Origin of the sequence: Enterobacter cloacae complex sp. 2021EL-01169, from assembly GCF_020733125.1 — a bacterium.
In the GTDB taxonomy this organism is placed as follows: Bacteria; Pseudomonadota; Gammaproteobacteria; order Enterobacterales; family Enterobacteriaceae; genus Enterobacter; species Enterobacter roggenkampii.
The window spans coordinates 25,222-44,282 of sequence record NZ_JAJFTC010000007.1 but is presented as its reverse complement, the minus strand read 5'-3'; the positions used below and the strand labels follow the sequence as shown (position 1 = coordinate 44,282).

Genomic DNA, 19,061 nt, shown 5'->3' with positions numbered 1-19,061 from the left:
TCTGTATCTGTCTGAGGAAAGAGAAAACATGTTAAACCGTATCAAGATTGTCACCAGCTTAATGCTGGTTTTAGCGATATTTGGCCTTTTACAACTCACATCCGGTGGTCTTTTCTTTAATGCTCTGAAGAATGACAAAGAGAATTTCACCGTCCTGCAAACCATTCGCCAGCAACAGTCCACGCTGAACGGCAGCTGGGTAGCGTTGCTGCAAACCCGTAATACCCTGAACCGCGCGGGTATTCGCTACATGATGGATCAGAGCAATATCGGCAGCGGCGCGACCGTGAACGATTTGATGCAAATCGCGTCTGCGTCTCTGAAACAGGCGGAAAAAAACTGGGCTGCCTACGAAGCCCTGCCGCGCGATCCGCGTCAAAGCGATGCGGATGCCATGGAGATCAAGCGTAACTATGATATTTACCACGGCGCGCTGGCGGAGCTGATCCAGCTGCTGGGCGCGGGCAAAATCAACGCCTTCTTCGACCAGCCAACCCAGAGTTACCAGGACGGTTTTGAGAAGCAGTACGTGAGCTACCTGCAGCAGAACGACAAGCTGTACCAGATGGCGGTCGAAGACAGTAACAGCTCCTACAGCCAGGCTATCTGGGTGCTGATCGGCGTCCTGATTGCCGTGCTGGTGGTGATTGTGGCCGTCTGGCTCAACATCAAGCAGACGCTGATCTCTCCGCTGAATCGTCTGATCGACAACATTCGCCATATCGCCAGCGGCGACCTGGTGAAGCGCATTGAGGTTCAGGGCACCAACGAGATGGGTGAACTGGCCGACTCGCTGCGTCATATGCAGGGCGAACTGGTGCGTACCGTTGGCGACGTGCGTAACGGCGCGAATGCGATCTACAGCGGCGCGAGTGAAATCGCGATGGGCAACAACGACCTCTCCTCCCGTACTGAACAGCAGGCCGCTTCCCTGGAAGAGACCGCTGCCAGCATGGAGCAGCTGACGGCGACCGTTAAGCAGAACGCCGAGAACGCCCGTCAGGCGAGCCATCTTGCGCTGAGCGCCTCTGAAACCGCGCAGAAAGGCGGCAAAGTGGTGGACAACGTGGTGCAGACCATGCGCGATATCGCAGGCAGTTCGCAGAAAATTGCCGACATTATCAGCGTGATCGACGGCATTGCTTTCCAGACCAACATCCTGGCACTGAACGCGGCGGTAGAAGCGGCGCGTGCGGGCGAGCAGGGCCGTGGTTTTGCGGTGGTAGCAGGTGAAGTGCGTAACCTGGCCCAGCGCAGCGCCCAGGCGGCACGCGAGATCAAGAGCCTGATCGAAGACTCCGTGGGTCGCGTGGAAGTGGGTTCAACGCTGGTCGAAAGCGCCGGTGAAACCATGGGTGAGATCGTGAATGCGGTTACCCGCGTCACGGACATCATGGGTGAAATCGCCTCTGCGTCTGACGAGCAGAGCCGCGGTATCGACCAGGTCGGTCTGGCGGTGGCAGAGATGGATCGCGTGACCCAGCAGAACGCCTCGCTGGTGGAAGAGTCTGCCGCAGCGGCAGCCGCACTGGAAGAACAGGCAAGCCGTCTGACGCAGGCCGTGGCGGTGTTCCGCATTCAGCAGGAGCAGATGAAAGCGCGTGAGTTCGCTTCTGCGAAAACCGTTGCAGCACCGGCGATGGCGCGTAAAACGGTTACCGCTGATGCAGGTGATAACTGGGAAACGTTCTAACGCCGTATGTTGTGCCGGGTGGCGGCTGCGCCTTACCCGGCCTACGTTTTGGGGCTTTTGCCGGGTGGCGGCTACGCCTTACCCGGCCTACTGTTCAGGGTTTTGTAGGCCCGGTAAGCGCAGCGCCACCGGGCGGTATTACAGAGGCAGGCGCATGGCGCAGCGCGTTTCATACGCGAAACCGTGCGCTGTCTCTTCTTCCCTTTTCCGACGCAGTTCAGGCGTCAGGGTCGTCATTTTTTCAAACCCCAGCCGCGCATAGAATGGCGCATTCCACGGGACGTTCCTGAACGTCGTCAACGTCAGCGCTGTCATCCCCCTGTTACGGGCATGGTCTGCCACGCAGGCGATGAGCTGCCTGCCGATCCCTTTTCCCTGCCAGTCCAGATCAACCGAGAGTTCGACAATAAACAGTGAAGACGGATGGGCTTCGGCAAGGATAAACCCGACGGGCTGGTCGTTTGCCAGCGCCAGCCAGCTTAACCCGCGTTCGACATAGTCGAGGTGTTGCTCAGCGGAAATGACCTCGCCATCGGCAAGCCAGGCGAGTGCCGGGAAGTCACGGAAGCGCCCGGCCGCCGCGCGTTCAATGGCGGGCAGGGCGGCAATGTCGTTGAGGGTGGTGGGGCGAATGCGAAGAGTCATGGCGGCAAGTATAGCCTGACCCGTCGACATTATTCCGAGCAGATCAGCACCGGCGAATAGAAATTGCTGATCACCAGCGCGTCTTCCGGCGTGCGCTCGATCGTCAGAAGCCTTTTATTGCCCAGCGTCAGGCCGGCAACGTATTTTTCAAAGACCCCGGGCGGCATGGCGTCATGGCTAAAACGCTCCACTTTTTGAATAGCGATCTCATACAGTTCGCCCTCCACGTGACGCCATTTAAACATCTCCTGCCGAGAAACCTCCCAGCTGCGTGGGGCATTCACCACGCTGCCGTTAACCGTGATGTACCCGGTTTTGTCGGGATGAAAACGCATAATGATCTCACCGTCAAAGGTGAAATCGTGGTTGTCGCGCCGGTCGGAAAAGGTCAGGTTTCCGTCGCAGGCCACCGACAGCGGGGGCGTGTGAAAGTACCACGCCAGCACGGTGCCCAGCAGCAGCAGGTTGAGGATCAGGGTTAGCCAAACTTTTTTGTGTCTCATCATCACCACTCGTAATAGTAAAGCGTACGACAGGCGCTGGCTTTACCCTGCGTGAGGGAACATTGGGAGAGCACCAGCCGCCCTTCGTGGCCGTAGAAAAGCGTTCTCTGAATGTGCATGTAGAAAATTGAATTTTTCAGGCACGGAAGATGGCCGTCCTTCTGAAGCGTTTGCGCCAGCGCTATTGCCTTCCCGTGAAATACGTCCGCCAGCGGCGTAAAGGTGTAGACCGGGCAGGTGCCGATATGCGTCAGCAGATGGATCTCCCTTTGTGAATTTTCTGGCTTGATCAGCGCGATCCAGAGGCATAGCGCAACGACGACCAGCGTGAGCGCGCCGCAGAACAGCCATTCAGGGCGAACGCGCCATGCAGGTTTCGCCGTTTCGGCGGTCGGTGGAGCCTCCTCCAGCGGAGTGACCGTAACGTCCGCGCTGAGCATAAAGCCCGTTTTCGGTACGGTAACGATAAGCAGCGCGTCGGGAAGCAGGGCCGCCAGCATCTTGCGCAGAATGCTGATGTACTGGTTTAAGGAGTTGTTAGACCCCTGAAGCCCTCGCCGATCCCAGACTTCCTGGAGAAAGGTTTCCCGTTCAACCACGTTCCCATGATGCTGTACCAGCAGCTTCATGATGGTATTGGCCGTACAGGTGAGGAGCTGCGCATCCTCATCCGGCGCATTGATAAGAGAAACAGAACCGTCCTCGTCGTTATAGACGATGGCGTCAGCAAGCAGGTATTTCATAAGTTGTTGTAATAAAAACAGAGATAAAAAATAAAAAGAGAAGGTCTACGCCTTCCGGGCTGCATTGCTGGCTATTTTAACGCCACTGTTACCGATAACATTGATCCAGACAGGATTTTGGGTGGTTTAATAAGTCAGCGTGATAATCACGTCATCAATAAATTCCCCGGTACCGGTTAGCGGCTGTGCCGGGACCTCGCCGTAAACGGTGTAGTTCTGGGTGCCGCCAGCGGGATTGGTGACCTGCAGCGCATCGCCGCTGCTTTGATCTCCCCAGCGTTGCGTGGCCGCCTCATTCTGCCAGAGCCCGTAGCGCAGGCACTGGCCCTCGTTGTTGCAGAGCTGCCGCTGATTACCGCTGGCATGGTTGCCTTTGCCCATGGCAAGGGTGAATGCGGTTCCGGCCGGACAGCGCGTGGTCAGGGTGGCGGTGGAACGCGTCGGACGCAGGGTCGCGGTGCTGGTCAGGGTGCCGAAGTTAAGGGGTGTCACGCGCTCGATGTAGCATCCCTGGCTAATTTCGGCCTGCGCGCTGGTGCCGCCCTGCACCTGCTCCCCCTCTGCGGAACCGTCCGAGCAGTTTTGCAGGGCATCCTGACGCAGGGCGCTGTGCCAGGCGATGCGCAGATTCATGTTGTAGTTGTAATAGTGGTAGGCCGGAAGCTGGCTTTGCCCTGCCGGAATGGTAGCGATAAGCGGAAAGGTACCGCTGACGTTGGCATTGCTTTGCGCGGCCAGAGTCTGCTGAATCAGGTTCCCGCTGCTGGCAGGCCCCAGCTCCTGAGAGCGTGCTGCGCCGTTCAGCAGGCGGAAGAGGAGGGTGTACTGTTTTCCCTCCTGGTCCCCCGGCGAGATCATCTCAAAGGGCGGGGCGTCTACGCTGCTCAGGCAGACGTTGAGATATTCCGTCCTGCCCTCGTTGTCGGCCTGGCAGCTAAACTTGACCTCGGTGTTGACGGAGGTGGTATTGCCCGCCACGACGTTGCCAAAGTTAATGGCGGGCATGGAGGTTATCCAGCAGGCTGCCGCCATCGCCTTTACGGACAGGACGAGCAGCAATAATAACGGCGCTCTTAATGACACAGTTGTTCTCCCATATTCTGTATAGATGACGCGGTACGGGGCGCCGGAAGCGCGACCCGGCACTCTCCCTCACCGGTCTTCACCACCAGTTCACCCGGCAGGGGCGGATCTTCAAGCCAGATAAAGCCATCGCGGCCCACGATGGTGGCACCCTGCGGCGTTGACACGACGCTGCCCAGCGGGAGCGGCCTGCGGCGGCTGTCGACCAGCCGGGCCTGAACCGTGACGGCGTGATGGACGTTAAAATCGACTTTGACCGCGCTGTTGTTGCCCGGCCTGGCATGCATGTCGGTGACGGGGGCGATCACATCGGCGGGCAGATCGAGCGGGTTAATGCTGACTTTGCTGTTGTGGTAGCGCGGCAGGTCGGTCAGCAGGAGGTAACCGTCCTCATCCGTTTCACCGGCCGGACGGTTTTCCAGCATCACCGGTACGTGCCCAATGCCGTGCGTGGAGACCAGCGCCATGCCCTGCTGGATGTAGCGCAGCGCGTGCAGGCTGCCGTCCAGCAGCGTCAGGCTCCCTTCGGCTGAGGCGTACTGGTTGCGCTGGCTGGCACCTTGCTGCAGCCCAACGTGCCATTCGCCCGCGCGGCCCAGATAGCCTGCGTCTGCATATCTTTCACGCCGTTCGCCAAAGCCCTGGCCCAGCTCCCATGACCAGCCGCCGGCCTCATCGTCCGGCTGGTGGCGGTAATCCATGCGTGGTTTATCCCGGCTGGCCTGAACGGAGAGCGTGTCCTCGCGACCCAATGGGACGGAAAGCAGTAGCTGAACCTGACTCGACGCATCCGTAAACGAGCGGGTATAGCTCAGCGTGGTGGAGATGTGTGCCGGCAGCGACACCGACCAGGAGGCATTGAGGTAGCGCTGCGTGCTGCCCTGAATGTTCTGCTGTACCCAGCCCGCGCCCACGGTGCCGAAGTGGGGGACGGACTGGCTTACCCACACGCTGTCGCTGCGTCTGACGGGGGCGGCACCGCTCATGCGGGCGTTGTCGGCGAAATCCGCCTCGGTGCGGACGGTGCTGGCAGAAATGCCCGTTCCTCTGCCGTTCCACTGCCAGCCGAGGCCCCACTGAACGCCCTGACCGTAAGGGCTGTCGCTCACGGCAACGTGCTGGCTAACCACCCCTACGGCGGGAGAGACCAGCCAGTCTGCGCCCATGCCCACGTTGTGCAGCCTGCGCTGCTGTTCCGTATGCAGCGCCAGCGTCAGGTGATTATTCACCCCATAGCGCCAGCCCGCGTCCAGCAGCGGCGAGGCGGCATAGTCGTCGGAGTGCAGGGCGTAGTTTTCCCGCATCCAGCCGATGTCCAGCGAACCGCTGCTTAGCCCTTCCGCCAGCATGCCCGGCGCGCCGTAGAGATCGAGCTGTACGGTGCGACGCTGGCCGTTGATATCGGTAATCACCACCTCCGCCTGCCCGCTTCCGGTGAAGGAGGGCAGGGTATCCAGCAGAAAGTCACCCGGCGTGACGCGCTGGCTGCTCTGCTTAAGGCCGTCGATATACAAATCGACCGTGGAAGGCAGTACGGCCGTGTCGCTGTAGCGGCTGCGCGGTTCGGTATTGAGTTGCGGATTGAGCTCAAAATTACGTGCCCAGTGCAGCCCGCCAAAGCGCACCTGTCGGCTCCAGCGGGTGCCGGTGGTGATGCTGTCGCCCAGCGCCAGCGTGGTCAGCGAATCGGTGTTGTCCCACTGCCAGCGGGTTTCGAGACGCGTGTGGGTCGGTCGACCGGCGCTGTTTTCCTCCCCGGCATGGCTTGAGAAACTGCTGCTGAACGTTCCGGGTAATCCTCCGGATGCAGTCAGCATGGTCTGGGCGTTGAGCTGGCGCTTCCCCTGCGCATCGCTAGCGTAGAGCGCGTATCCGAGCGTATAGGCGCTGACGGGTTGCGCATCAGGGTAGCGATACATCGGCGCGGGCTTTGAGGCGGTGAGATGCTGCTGGCCCTCGAGCGCCTCTGCCTCAGCGGTAATCGACACCTGCTGGGACAGCACGTCGAGATTAACCTTCATGCCCGGCAGGGACGTCAGCTCAACCCATTCGGCGCGATCGTCCGGGGCGTGAAGCCCCAGCTTTTTCATGTCGCTGCGGCTTATCCATAACGCATTATCCACCACCCGGCAGGCCTAGAGCTCGCCTCGCGGGGCGTGGTTCACGGTAATGGCCAGCCATTGTACGGTGTCGGCGGGTTCAGTCCGGGCTGACAGCATGAGCGGTAGCCAAAACAGGAGCGCGAGAAGCGAGCGGGCGCAGGGGTATCTGGCTGGCATGGTGGTCATCATTGAGATAGACGCGCAGCGTGCTGAGCGCGTGACGTGAAGCGTGTTTAAGCGGCAAAAGGGCGGTTTGTCCCGGGAGCACATAGCCCGCCAGGCCTTTAATCGACCCTACAACCTGCCCATCGGCCGTCAGGGCCTCAAGGTGGCTCAGACGGATGTGGCGGTTTCCGGCATTAAAGCAGCGAAGGGTGGCCGGTATTTCAGACTGCTCACAGCTCAGGGCATCGTGGCTGACGGGCGCGCTCTGGTTACCGGCAATAAACACCGGAATCGAGTAGCGCAGCAGGAAGTGCACCGCGGTGGGATTGGCGGCACGGGACGTGGCGTCCGGCAGTTCGTCGATAACCAGCCGGTAACTTTGCTCCTGTGCACGGATGCCGGGCTGCATGACGATAATACGCACCAGCTGCTGCTGGCCCGGCGCCAGTGATGTCATCGCCGGGCTGCTGACCACCTCCCCGGTGGCCACCAGCACATCTTTACCGTTTTTTTGCGTCCATTCGTACACCCGAATCTGCGCAGGGATGGCCGCTTTCCCACTGTTAGTGAGATAGACCGCCGCTGCCCGCTGGTCGCTCTGCAGATCGAGCGTTACCGGGGCCACCTGAAGCGTGGCGGCCAGCGCGTAGCGTGACAGCAGCGCCAGCATCATGAGCCACAGAATGAAGCAGGAAAGATAGCGACGCACGATCAGTACTCCAGTTTTAACGTGATATCGTCGCTGTAGGTACCTGCCTGGGCGGTTGTCAGCGCCCCGGCGTCAATCACGCCATACAGCGTTTCTTCCTGTTCCGCACCGTTGCCGGTATCGTCCAGCCCATTCGTGCCGGTGATTTGCGTCTGTTTGCCTTCGTCAGCAAAGAGCTTCCACGCAATCTTCTGCGCGCCCGTGTCGCCGTTTTCCGGCTTCAGCCAGAAGGTTCCATTTTCGCCGTCGTTGCTGGTGGCGGTCAGAGTGAACGGCGTGCCGTTGGTACAGACGATATCGACCTGCGTTTTGGCCTGGATTTCGCTCGACTCATCGGAGCCGTGACGCGAGAAGTTGAGGTCGTTGGCTTTGAGGGTGCACGACTTCACGACCTCAAGTGATACGTGCATCGTCGCGCTTGCGGTGCTGTCTGCGGCGATCGCAGCAGCAGGAAGCAGGAGAACGGAACAACATACAACGGTGGGAATAATTTTCATGATCTTATTTCCTGACGTGAGTAACAGTGCAATTACAAAGCGAATGACTGAGCGTCCAGCAGGCAGCGTTTTTGATGGAATGCCGCCAGGTTGTGGCAGCAACAAGTGGGGCAAGGCCATAAACAGGCATTGCCGCGCAGAACGATGACCATATCGCCAGCATTCGGAATGAGAGGGGTCATTTTCTGCCCCACAGATAGCCCTGGCCGTAATCGGCCGCGCTGGCGCGGGCCAGTGCGAAATCACCTGCGGTTTCAATGCCTTCGATCAGCACCTTGCTGGCGACGCGCTTGCACTGGCGGGTGAGATGCAGAAACTTCGCCTGCTCGGTCCGTCCGTTCCAGAAGGTATGTTTGTCAATTTTGATGCCGCAGAAGCGGATCTGGCTGGTCAGAAGTTCGGGAAGAAGGTCTTCGCAAACATCGTCTGCCCACACTTCTATCCCCCACTGATGGAGCGTTGCGATGCATTTCCGCAGCGCCCGGCTTTGCGTATCGTCGAGTTGTACCATCGAATGGAGATCGGTGACCTCGATAGCAAGTCTCTCCGGGCAGGGTGTTTCTTCTTTGAGCCTGTCGAGGAAGTCCGTGTCCAGCAGTAAATCCGATGTCGCATTGAGGTAATACTTGTCGCCATCCTTGCAAAACATGGCGTGACGAAGCTGCGCAAAGAAGTGCGCTTTACGCTGGGTCGCGGTCATCGAGCCAAAGTAATCTTCAAGATTGACGTGGGGCTTTGCCGTGGACAATACCTCCCAGGCAATCACATTTTCACTGCGCAGTGCCCGGATGGATTCGAACTTATAGCCGGTTAGCATGATAAAAGTGCGTAACGCTCCGTGGTGATTTCAGGAGCTGCACATTTTATGGATTTGAATTTTGACAGGATATTTATAGATAAAAATGGCTTATATAAAGTGTTTTTATCTATTTTATAAGATTTATAAAGGATTATTTATTTTCATAAGCGCCCGGCAGAACGCCGGGCGCGACGCGCATTAACCCGCTTTGCTGATGATTTTGATTTCGACCATGCCAATTCCGATCTCGCGCGGCGAATGCCCAAGAATATTTCCCTCATTCGTGGACTGCGGGTCCGGCGGTACAATCACCAGGGTATTGCTGCGCGAAGGATTCTCAAAATGCAGCGTTTGTGTGCTCACGTCGTTTCCAAGCGTTAACGTCTGCTCCCGATCGCCCACGCGCACGGGGACGGGCTTGTTAGCATTCGGCCCATAGGCCCTGGCGGTGATCACCAGGTCGAACTGTTCCGGCAGGGGATGGGTGTACTCAATTTTCACCTCATTGCCCAGCTGCGCGTTGGACCAGCGTCCCCAGGACTCCGGCCGCGAGATGCCGCTAAACTGTTTCACTTCTTCCGGCGCGCCGGCCACGTTAAAGATAAAGCTGTCCGCTTTGTAGCGAATATCGTTGTCGACGATTTTCAGCATGTCGACGTTACGCTGATAGCGCGCGGTATCAATCACCGTATCGTTGAAGGCGGTTTTGCCTTTCCAGTTTGCCTTATCCACGTGCTGCACGGTTTGCTCGCCGCCGAGCTGGCCCTGAGAAACACACCAGTCGGTAGAGAGCGCCAGCGGCTGCGACCAGAGCTGGCCCATTTTGTAGCACCGGTCGACCCAGACGAAGTTATCGCGTGGCGCAAAATCGGCCAGCTGATAGCGCAGCGGCGCGGAATACTCGCTTTCTGGCAGCGGCTCAACGCGACCCTCCGACACGCGTACCAGCAGCGGCAGGCGGAAGTTGCTGCCCGAGAAGGCAATGGTGTTTTTATCCCGATCGACGGTGAAGTCTTTCATCTCTTTCGGGAAATTCCACAGGCGGATGATGTCTGGCTTCCAGGCGAGAATTTTTTCCTTCATGTTGAGGAACACTTCCGACAGGGATTGCCCCGACAGCGTGCTGCGGCCCAGGCCAATAAAGTTGTCGCCGCCCAGAATGTCCAGCACGGTGGCGCCGTTATCCATGGAGTTGCGTTTGGTGGCGATCTCCTCCTGCTGCGGCTGGTCGCCGCGCAGGACGAAGAACAGATTGCTGCGATCCTGCTTGTTGAGCTGGTCCCACGCGCTGTTTTTCATCGCCAGGTGATCGGACGAGACGACGATGACGGTGTTTTTAAACCAGGGCGAGGCTTTGATTTTCTCGACCAGCGCGGCAATGTGCTCCTGACTGCAGGTGACGGCGCTAAATGATTTATTGTTTTTACCATCAATGTCATAGCTTTTGCGCTTGCAGGTGCGCGAGACAAACCCGTCCGGATGGTGAGTGTCCACCGTCAGCGCAAAGAGAGAGAAACGCTTGCCCGCGCGGGACAGCTCCTCGAATTTCTTCCAGGTTTCGTCGAGTACCGTATCGTCATAGAAGCCCCAGTCGTTGCGGTAGCTCGGATCGGCAACCGTCGTTTTTAACTCTTCTGAGCCGTACAGGTGGTCAAAACCGTGGGATTTCAGGAACACATCTTTTCCGGCGAAGCGCAGGTTTGCTCCCTGCATAAAATAGTTTTCGTAGCCGGAGTTTTTCAGGATATCGCCGAGGCAAATATTCTGCGGGAAGAAGGTCGACATGGAGGCTGAGGCGTTACCTTCAAAAGGCGCGAACAGCGGGATACCACACTGGGAGGCAACCATCCCGGCAATCGTATAATCCGTGCCGGGCAGCTGCATGGTGTGGCTGAAATCGAGACCTTCATTTTTCAGCGCGCCCAAATCTGGCGTCAGGTCCGGGAAGGCATCGTTATCAAAGTAGGTGCGCTCCAGGCTTTCACCGTAGATATAGACCAGATTGAGCGTCGGGTTGGCGATCGTTTTCGACGGCTCTTTGTAGTAAGCCGCGAAATCCGGATCGCCATCGCGCGACTGGGATTTCACCAGCTCGGTGATCTGATGGAACGCCGGGCTGGCGTCGACGGAGGCCAGCGCCAGGAATAACGCCAGCAGGCTGTAGCCATGATGGTGTGGATGATGGCGACGGCGACGCAGCACCCAGGCCAGCGCGCCAAAAATCATCACCAGCGCGACGATAAGGCCGAGCCCCGGAAGTATGTACTTACCCACACCTGCGCCCGTCAGGCTGTTCGTCAGGGTGTAGAGCACCGCATCGTTAATACCGTCACCGGTAAAGTAATCGCTGGCGTATAAGGTAATGTTTAAAATAATAAAAATGCCGAGCACCACCAGCGTGGCGATAAACCACCAGGTGTGACGGCCGGCTTTCCAGGCGTAAACGCCGACAGAAGCCAGAAAAAGGATAAGAGACAAGAATTCTGACAACAGCATATCCTCATGACGCCAGGTGCTTCGCTGGCTAACTGTTTATTTTTTGGGTGTTACAATGTAATTGCGATGTCGTTAAGCTGCAATTTTAGTGTCACGAAAGTGTGCTGTTGTTAGGATTTGGTTTAGAAAATCGTTTTTATGAAGATGTGCACATCCTGACAAACGGACGCTGAGACGGTGGCAGGCAGGAAAAACGCTCATTTAGCGCCGCGCTGCAAGACTATCGCACTAAACGCGGCGTGTTGTGGCAGAAAATGGGGTGGATCAGGAGATGAAATTAACGCCTTGTTTCAGCACCAGATCGCAGGCTTTGGTTTTCACCTGTTTGGCCAGAGAAGAGTTGCCGAGGGTGCTCAGGTTAAGCTGCTGACCGTTCTGCGCGTTAAGCAGGCCCTGAATGCCGTCCATGTAGTTGGTGTCCGCTTTTTGCTCCTGGGTATCCAGACCCAGTTTACCCAGCACCTGGTTTTTTACATTTTGCGCGTCGGTCACGGAGGCCAGCTTTTGCTTCGCGCAATATTCCAGAATCCCCGCCGCGTTGTTCATCGTCCCCGCGCTCAGGCTCTGGGAACTGTTGCCCAGCAGGCTGGTGAGGGAAGAGGCGGAGAGTCCGCCCTGCGTGCTGCTGCTCTCTTTGGTCAGCTCATTTGCTGCGCTTGACAGGGACTCCTGCCAGGACGCCGCCTGCGCTGCGCCGGTTACCAGCAGCGCGCCTAAAAAGGTGCTGATTAGAATCTGTTTTTTCATCATGGCTCTCTCAAAAAGGTCCGTTTTGGGCCGAAGGGGTTCCAGTATATACCTGCGACCTGTCGGCGATTCCTGGAACTGTCTTAATACTCTTTCCCGGTGACGCGGCTGCGGTAACTGTCCCAGTCGAAGATGACATAGAGACTGTTACCCAGCTTCATGCGGTCCATGACGCGTTCCCCCAGCAGGCGGGTCATCTCGTCGATGTTGTGGTTTGTCAGCATGCCGGTGGGGCGTTTGGACGAGGAGCGGCGATCGACAATCTGGTTGATGATGACTTTTTCATAGCGGGATTCCGTCTGAACGCCAATCTCATCGATGACCAGCAGGTCGACGTTACTCAGATCGTTAAGCAGCTGTTCTTCGCTGGTTTCACGGTTGCTGAAGGTGTCTTTCATCGCGGACATGATATCGGCCACGGTGATGATGAGGACCGATTTACCGCGCAGAAGCAGCTCGTTGCAGATGGCGGCAGCAAGGTGGTTTTTGCCGGTGCCCGGCTTGCCGCTAAAGATGAAGCTGGCGATATTGCCGTCGAATTCATCCACGTACTGCCGCGCGGCGGCAAGCGCGTTCATCTGCCCGGTGGTCTCAATTTTATAGTTATCGAACGAGCAGTTCTGGTGCAGGGGACGAATACCGGAACGGTTAAAGGTGCGCTGCATTTTCATCGCCCGATTTTCGCGGGCGAGCGCGGCGGCGCGGATCTTGCCTTGCTCTTTTTGCCACGCCAGCAGCTCTTCACCGGTGGTGAATGCAGGCTTCACGTTGGCAGGCATCATTTTTTGCAGACGTTTCATCAGGTCGCCGACGTTCTTCATTTCGCACCTCGGAATCCGCTGGGGATCTGTTTATCCGGTTCTGAAAAGGCATTGATATCACGTTTTGGCTGGCCGTTGTTGCCGGCGCGGGTAATCTGAAGATGACGCGCGAGCTTTTGCTGCCACTGAATATGGGTGAACACTTTACCCTCCGCCTGCCACCAGGCGGTAAACGCGGCAAGCTCTTCCGCTGTGGCGGGTTGGGTTAACGCAATGCCCCACAGCGCTGCCTGCCGCTGAAAATCTGCATCCGGCTGCCAGCCCGCATAGAGGGCAAATTTACCCATCGGAACGGTCACGGGAACGTTAACCGGTTCATCAAAGAACTGGGTATCCAGCGTGACATCGCTTGCCGGGCGTGCCAATTGCGCTTCGATCTCCAGAAGCTGTGCCAGACGTTCCGGTGTGATTGCGTAAAACGACGGCGCGTTGTCGGCAAAAACCGCAACCGTGCCGCCTTCGGCGTGGATCAACACACCGCGTGGGTCGCGCATAAAGGCATCAATACCAGCAATGCTGGTGGTCAGAATTCTGGAGGACATAACGCTTACTCTACTGATGACTACGGGCGTGATAGGGGCTTATGGTAGCACAGAGAGGGGAAAGGAAAGGAGGGGATTTCCCCGGTGGCGCTGCGCTTACCGGGGCTACAGTCGTAGGCCGAATAAGCGCAGCGCCATCAGGCAGTTATCACGCAATGATGTTCAGCGTGACGTCGATGTTGCCGCGGGTCGCGTTAGAGTACGGGCAAACAATGTGTGCCGCATCGACCAGCTTTTTAGCTTCCGCAGGATCCATACCTTCAACATGGATGTTCAGTTTTGCTTCGATACCAAAACCGGTAGGCAGCGGACCAATACCCACTTCGCCTTCAATAAAGGCATCTTTTGGCAGGGTAAATTTGTCGCGTGCGGCCACGAACTTCATCGCGCCCAGGAAGCAGGCAGAGTAGCCCGCGGCAAACAGCTGCTCAGGGTTGGTCACGTCTCCCCCCATGCCGCCCATCTCTTTTGGCACACCCAGTTTGACGTCCAGTACGCCATCGGAGGAGGTGGCACGACCGTCACGGCCACCGGTGGCTTTTGCTTTGGCGGTATAAACAACTTTTTCTAAAGACATGGCAGGCTCCTCATCTTGTTTAAATGTGTGCTATTAAATAGCGTACGATATATATAGGTAAATAAGGACGCGTAAAGTATAGCGTTACGCGCGGTGTAGCTGTTGTCGCAAAAGTTCGAGCTGCTGTTTGAGCGCCAGCAAGGTGTCTGTATCACACTGCGCTGCGCAACCTACCGCATGGGGGATACCCAATGCCTGCTGCTGGAGTTCACGTCCCGCTTCACTCAGGGTGACGGCGACCTGACGCTCGTCTTTGCGCGAACGGTGGCGGTTGATGAGCCCGGCGCTTTCCAGACGTTTCAACAGCGGCGTCAGGGTCGCAGAGTCAAGGAACAGCCGTTCACCGATGTCCGACACCGTCATATCATCCTGCTCCCACAGCACCAGCATCACCAGATATTGTGGATAGGTCAGGTTCAGCGGTGCCAGCAGCTGCCGGTACAGCTTGTTAAGCGCCAGGTTTGCCGAATAGAGGGCAAAGCAGAGCTGGTTATCCAGCTTGAGCGCAGCGGTTGCATCGTTCGTTTTCGCGTTCATGAGATGAATATAGATAGTGTACGATTTAATTGCAAGCAATTTTATGGGCAGGTGTAACGGAGCGCCACCTGAACGGCCATTTTACGGTAGTGCTGGCGCTGCGCCTGCTCGTCTGCGCCTTCTTCAAACAGCAGCGTAAAGGTGTAGCTGTTGGCAACGTAGTGAAAGCTGAAGCTGCTTATCAGACGATGAAGATCGCGGGCGTCAACCGTCTCACTGAAGAGCTGTTTTTCTTTCCCCCGGCGCAGGATCTCCTCCAGCAGATCGAGCGCGCTGCGGTTGACCTGGCGGAGATAGCTCGACTGCTGCATAAAGCGGCCGCGCTGCATGTTTTCCATGCAGATAATCCGGATGTAGTCAGGGTGGTCGGCATGATAGTCAAAGGTGGCTTCAACCAGATTGACCAGCGCTTCGACCGGGGGCATTCCCGTCAGGCTTAGCGCTTTTTCGCTGGCGCGAATCTGGGTGTAAACATGTTCAAGTACGAGGAGATAGAGGTTCTCTTTATTCTTGAAATGGTAAACCACCATGCGTTTGGTGGTGCCCGCTTTCTCTGCGATCTGCTCCATCCGTGCACCGTTCAATCCATACTCGGCAAAAAGCGCGATGGCGCTCTGAAAGATTTTCTCTTTCAGGCTGGATTCTTCACTGTGCTCGGGGTGTTCGCTGCCAGGGTTAGCCACATCCTTTCCTTATTTTCACCAAACGGACCAGACGGATTATCTCCACGGCAGCGAAATAACACAAATATCAAACGCGTGGGCGTTTACGGTACAGCCACAGGCCGGGGATCGACAGCCCGATGGAGAGCGCGCCGACGATGGACGAGGCCTTAAGAAAGTTGCTGAGAAGAAGGATCATCTGAGGCTCGGTATAGCCGAAATGGCTGATTTTCACCGCGGAAATCATCGCGGTATAGGCCGATATCCCCGGAAACATGGGGATCACGGCCGCAACGGTGAATACTTTGGGATGCGCCAGATACCAGCGCGACCACTGGATGCCGATACTGCCGACCAGCATGGATGCCATAAATGTTGACCATTCGATGTTAAAACCCGTCGTCATCATCACCATTCGCGAGCCATGGCCAATCGCGCCCAGCAGCGCACACCACGGCAGCGCGCGTTGCGGTACGTTAAATACCATCGCGAAGCCGACGGCAGGAATGGCGGCCAGAAGCATGTCCTGCGCCAGCGCCAGCAGAAAATCGATCACGCCCATCCGCGTAACCCCCAAAGTGTCATGGCCATGACCACGCCGATGCAGGTCGCCAGCGTCAGCAGGCTGGCGATAGCCCAGCGAGCCAGGCCGGTATTGATGTGCCCTTTAAACATGTCGGCGACAGCGTTGATCAACGGAAAGCCCGGGACCAGCAGAAGCACGCTGGCGGCCATGGCAACGGTCGGCGTGTTGGCAAACTGCGGCAGGCGCAGCAGCAGACCGGAAACCGTGGTGGCGACAAACGCGGTAATGCAGAAGTTAATTTGCGGATGCAGCTGCCGATGCGTCAGCAGCTGGCGAACATACATGGCGATACTGCTGGCGAAAAAGGTGATGATTGCACCGTCCCAGCCGCCTTTGTTGAGCTTACAAAAGCAGGCGCACGAGAGCCCTACCATCACCACGACGAGCCAGCGCGGATAACGTAATGGCTTGATCTGGTTGAACCGTTTTTCAATGTCACTGAGATCGAGAAGCTTATGTTCTGCAAGGATGACAATGTGCTGCACTTCGGTCACGACGTGCATGTTGATGCCGCGGTCATGGTTTTTGCGCGTGGAGGTCAGGCACTGACCGTCCTTGATTGTGGTCAGCACAATGGCGTTGGATGAGATTGCGCTTTCGACGCTGTCCATCCCTAGCGCCAGCCCCAGCCGGGTGGAAAGCTCCTCAACCAGCGCGCTTTCCGCGCCGTGCTGGAGCAGAAAAAGACCGCACTGAATACATAGCCGCGTGATAGCACGCTGCGTTGACCGCTCTGCCTGCATGTATTGTCCTGAAAAAAGATGGATAGTTTTCTGTTAACCCATAGTGGGTACTTTTAGCACAGAGTGCAGTCCCTCTTGCTGTGGGCCAGATCAAGGTTTGTGCAAACAGTTGCAGTCCGTGTCGTGGAAGGGGGAAGGGATTAATTTATCAATACCATGAATTATAAATACCAAAATATAAAATATTTGTATTTAGTTATTCTAATTTTATATTGTCGTTATTTTAATGTCTCCACAATTAATTTTTGTTTCGCTTTGTGAGATATTACTGCTGTTTAGGCATTTCTTAAACTAAGCATACATCTCATCTTCTGCTTGTATTAACCAGTCTTACACTCAGGGACGAAAATACTCATACGTTGATGCGTTTTAACGTTACTCATCAAATGAAAAATGGACACGGAGGGTCTATGTTGTCATTGCATGGTAAGCATGGCGTTGTCATTAGCCGGATGCCCGTGATGCAAAACGGGTTAGGGGGCCTGATGGCACGTCATTTCCCCGAATTTGAATTGAGCTATTGCTGCTCATTGCAGGAATTAACGCTGCTCCAGTTGCGCCGCGCGGACGTCATTATTGCCGATATTTCAGGCGAATACAGAAACCCTCGGGGTGCGCTTGAAGAGTATTACGGTTTATTGAATCAATACCGGGATATTCACTGGATCTTTTTAGTCTCGCGGCCGCTTTACCCTATTGCGGTTGAGTTACTTATGCGCCCGGAAAGCACGTTGCTTTCTGACATGGAGCCTATTGAAGGCGTGGTTAACGCTATTCGGGCCGGTAGCGAGCGGGCAGAGCGGATTAGCCAGACGTTATTAACTCCGGAACCACAGAGTACGGAGAATGAAAATGAACACGTTATCGCGCTCACGCACTCCGAACGTAAGGTCCTGCGTCTGTTAGGGAAAGGATGGGGGATTAACCAAATCGCCACATTGCTCAAGAAGAGCAATAAAACCATCAGTGCGCAGAAAAACAGTGCGATGCGACGGCTGTCATTACGAAGTAATGCGGATATGTATGCCTGGATCAACAGTACACAGGGAATGAGAGAGCTGAGTTTGCTATCAGCCTATGGAGAGTTCGAGGAATGGAAAAAACCGATTCAACAAGACATATCGCCATCATCGAAAATTGCGCGATGAGTGCCGTCGGGCTACAGCATCTTTTTGCGATGCCCGGCCTGAGCCATTATCAGCTACACCTGTTTAGTGAATTTGACAGTTTTAAGAATGCACTTCATCACGTTAATTTTTTCTCGCTGATCTACTCCCTTTCCGATGCGCGAGAGGAGCGCCGTAACTGCCTGGCGCACCTGCGGGATCTGGCGTTTACGCACGGTCATATCCAGCGCATCATTTTGGTTTCTGACGAGATGGAAGCACGGCTAATTAGCCATCTTTCGCCATCGCGCCTGCACGGAGTAGTCAGTAAATCGGTGACGCTTGAGCATCTGCAGAAGGAACTCGTGGAGTTGCTGAGCGAAACGCTGCGCATCAATGACAATATGCTGAATCACTGGTACCGGAGTCAGAACAGGATGCTAAGCCCCACAGAACGGGCAATATTGCGTTATATGTCCTGCGGGTATTCCATCCCTGAAATCGCGGCACAGCTTGAACGGAATATTAAGACCATTCGGGCACATAAGTTTAATGCGATGGTGAAACTGGGTGTGAATTCAGACGTAGGGTTGCTCGATGCGGCGGATATTATTACGCATCTTCCTGCAAGAGAGCCGCAATGTTTGGCTCTCCTCACGCCCACATTTTTATAACCCGTCTTTTGCGCGCCAGATATACTCTGGCGCGTCAATCAGATACAGACATCCACCCATTTTGCGGAAGTCAGTTCTGCCATTCTGTCAGGTGAAATGCGCACAGCGCTGTGAATTGCGCCTGCGGCGGGCAGCACTTCGGCGTACTGCTTCAAAGAGATATCGCAATATACCGCGAGCGGGTTTTCCAGTCCGAACGGGCATACACCGCCAACGGGATGACCGGTAATGGTCACCACTTCATCACTGCTGAGCATGCGCGCTTTCGCACCGAACGTGTCTTTGAGCTTTTTGTTATCCAGACGCGCGTCGCCTTTCGCCACCACCAGGATCACCTCATTTTTAACCTTGAGTGACAGGGTCTTGGCGATTTGTCCCGGCTCGACACGATGGGCGGCAGCAGCCAACGCAACGGTAGCAGTACTTTGACTAAGCTCAATAACGTCTATATCCGGCGCGTTGTCGGCAAAAAACTGCTGTACAGACTGCAAACTCATTGTTTCCTCCTGACAAATATCCTGCGTAATCTGTCATAAGAATTTATGCTCTGTAAATATCTCTTAAGTAACAAATACCCCAAACGGCTGATTTCTGGATCCTCTTCACAATCACAGAAACCGGTTACAGTAAC

Annotated in this window: 21 protein-coding genes; 3 read left to right on the top strand and 18 right to left on the bottom strand. The window is 56.1% G+C overall.

All coding sequences use genetic code 11. The features are described 5' to 3' along the window. Positions 1-28 precede the first annotated feature (28 nt). Positions 29-1,693 carry a methyl-accepting chemotaxis protein gene (gene tsr / locus LLF79_RS17015; protein WP_023293346.1) on the top strand — a complete coding sequence of 555 codons (1,665 nt, stop codon included), beginning with the start codon at positions 29-31 and terminating at the stop codon, positions 1,691-1,693. Positions 1,694-1,831: 138 nt separating this feature from the next. Here the strand turns inward: tsr and LLF79_RS17010 are convergent, their stop codons facing one another. The 17 genes from LLF79_RS17010 to LLF79_RS16930 all read right to left on the bottom strand — a co-directional run bounded on the left by LLF79_RS17010 (position 1,832) and on the right by LLF79_RS16930 (position 16,650). Next, positions 1,832-2,338 carry a GNAT family N-acetyltransferase gene (locus LLF79_RS17010; RefSeq protein WP_227879953.1) on the bottom strand — a complete coding sequence of 169 codons (507 nt, stop codon included), beginning with the start codon at positions 2,336-2,338 and terminating at the stop codon, positions 1,832-1,834. 29 nt (positions 2,339-2,367) lie between these two features. After that, on the bottom strand, positions 2,368-2,841 hold the full coding sequence (locus tag LLF79_RS17005; RefSeq protein ID WP_025912120.1) for a hypothetical protein: 474 nt from the start codon (positions 2,839-2,841) through the stop codon (positions 2,368-2,370). A gap of 2 nt (positions 2,842-2,843) precedes the next feature. Beyond that, positions 2,844-3,584: a winged helix-turn-helix domain-containing protein gene (locus LLF79_RS17000; protein ID WP_023326651.1), complete on the bottom strand. Its 741-nt coding sequence runs from the start codon at positions 3,582-3,584 to the stop codon at positions 2,844-2,846. A 126-nt stretch (positions 3,585-3,710) separates the two neighbouring features. Then, positions 3,711-4,667 carry a spore coat protein U domain-containing protein gene (locus LLF79_RS16995; RefSeq protein ID WP_023293343.1) on the bottom strand — a complete coding sequence of 319 codons (957 nt, stop codon included), beginning with the start codon at positions 4,665-4,667 and terminating at the stop codon, positions 3,711-3,713. Further along, positions 4,658-6,790, bottom strand: coding sequence for a fimbria/pilus outer membrane usher protein (locus tag LLF79_RS16990; RefSeq protein ID WP_227879950.1), 2,133 nt, complete (start codon positions 6,788-6,790; stop codon positions 4,658-4,660). The genes LLF79_RS16995 and LLF79_RS16990 overlap by 10 nt, the downstream gene beginning before the upstream one ends. 76 nt (positions 6,791-6,866) lie before the next feature. Continuing rightward, positions 6,867-7,643, bottom strand: coding sequence for a molecular chaperone (locus LLF79_RS16985; RefSeq protein ID WP_227879948.1), 777 nt, complete (start codon positions 7,641-7,643; stop codon positions 6,867-6,869). 2 nt (positions 7,644-7,645) lie between these two features. After that, positions 7,646-8,140, bottom strand: coding sequence for a spore coat protein U domain-containing protein (locus tag LLF79_RS16980; RefSeq protein WP_023293340.1), 495 nt, complete (start codon positions 8,138-8,140; stop codon positions 7,646-7,648). 178 nt (positions 8,141-8,318) lie between these two features. Then, positions 8,319-8,957: an EAL domain-containing protein gene (locus tag LLF79_RS16975; protein WP_021240598.1), complete on the bottom strand. Its 639-nt coding sequence runs from the start codon at positions 8,955-8,957 to the stop codon at positions 8,319-8,321. Between the two features lie 180 nt (positions 8,958-9,137). Beyond that, positions 9,138-11,429, bottom strand: coding sequence for a phosphatidylglycerol--membrane-oligosaccharide glycerophosphotransferase (gene opgB / locus LLF79_RS16970; protein ID WP_227879946.1), 2,292 nt, complete (start codon positions 11,427-11,429; stop codon positions 9,138-9,140). 270 nt (positions 11,430-11,699) lie between these two features. Further along, entirely contained in the window at positions 11,700-12,182 is a 483-nt protein-coding gene (locus tag LLF79_RS16965) for a DUF2501 domain-containing protein (RefSeq protein ID WP_021240596.1), read from the bottom strand. 83 nt (positions 12,183-12,265) lie between these two features. Next, positions 12,266-13,003, bottom strand: coding sequence for a DNA replication protein DnaC (gene dnaC, locus LLF79_RS16960; RefSeq protein WP_008502094.1), 738 nt, complete (start codon positions 13,001-13,003; stop codon positions 12,266-12,268). Beyond that, complete coding sequence (gene dnaT, locus LLF79_RS16955; protein ID WP_227879944.1) at positions 13,000-13,545, bottom strand: primosomal protein DnaT; 546 nt, start codon at positions 13,543-13,545, stop codon at positions 13,000-13,002. The genes dnaC and dnaT overlap by 4 nt, the downstream gene beginning before the upstream one ends. 148 nt (positions 13,546-13,693) lie before the next feature. Beyond that, entirely contained in the window at positions 13,694-14,122 is a 429-nt protein-coding gene (locus LLF79_RS16950; RefSeq protein WP_008502092.1) for an organic hydroperoxide resistance protein, read from the bottom strand. 84 nt (positions 14,123-14,206) lie between these two features. Then, on the bottom strand, positions 14,207-14,659 hold the full coding sequence (locus LLF79_RS16945; protein WP_023293337.1) for a MarR family winged helix-turn-helix transcriptional regulator: 453 nt from the start codon (positions 14,657-14,659) through the stop codon (positions 14,207-14,209). Positions 14,660-14,700: 41 nt separating this feature from the next. Continuing rightward, positions 14,701-15,342, bottom strand: a complete 642-nt coding sequence (locus LLF79_RS16940) for a TetR family transcriptional regulator (RefSeq protein WP_008502090.1) — start codon at positions 15,340-15,342, stop codon at positions 14,701-14,703. A 67-nt stretch (positions 15,343-15,409) separates the two neighbouring features. After that, the gene (locus LLF79_RS16935; RefSeq protein ID WP_008502089.1) at positions 15,410-15,883 is read right to left on the bottom strand and encodes a threonine/serine exporter; all 474 of its coding nucleotides are present in this window, start codon (positions 15,881-15,883) and stop codon (positions 15,410-15,412) included. Continuing rightward, the gene (locus tag LLF79_RS16930) at positions 15,874-16,650 is read right to left on the bottom strand and encodes a threonine/serine exporter ThrE family protein (RefSeq protein WP_021240591.1); all 777 of its coding nucleotides are present in this window, start codon (positions 16,648-16,650) and stop codon (positions 15,874-15,876) included. The genes LLF79_RS16935 and LLF79_RS16930 overlap by 10 nt, the downstream gene beginning before the upstream one ends. 410 nt (positions 16,651-17,060) lie before the next feature. Between LLF79_RS16930 and LLF79_RS16925 the strand changes: the two genes are divergently transcribed. Further along, the gene (locus tag LLF79_RS16925; RefSeq protein WP_227879943.1) at positions 17,061-17,798 is read left to right on the top strand and encodes a response regulator transcription factor; all 738 of its coding nucleotides are present in this window, start codon (positions 17,061-17,063) and stop codon (positions 17,796-17,798) included. After that, positions 17,795-18,430, top strand: coding sequence for a DNA-binding transcriptional activator BglJ (gene bglJ, locus LLF79_RS16920; protein WP_032622978.1), 636 nt, complete (start codon positions 17,795-17,797; stop codon positions 18,428-18,430). Before LLF79_RS16925 ends, bglJ begins: the two co-directional genes overlap by 4 nt. 38 nt (positions 18,431-18,468) lie before the next feature. On the opposite strand, the gene LLF79_RS16915 is transcribed toward bglJ, so the two are convergent. Next, the gene (locus LLF79_RS16915; protein ID WP_008502085.1) at positions 18,469-18,927 is read right to left on the bottom strand and encodes a YbaK/EbsC family protein; all 459 of its coding nucleotides are present in this window, start codon (positions 18,925-18,927) and stop codon (positions 18,469-18,471) included. Positions 18,928-19,061 lie beyond the last annotated feature (134 nt).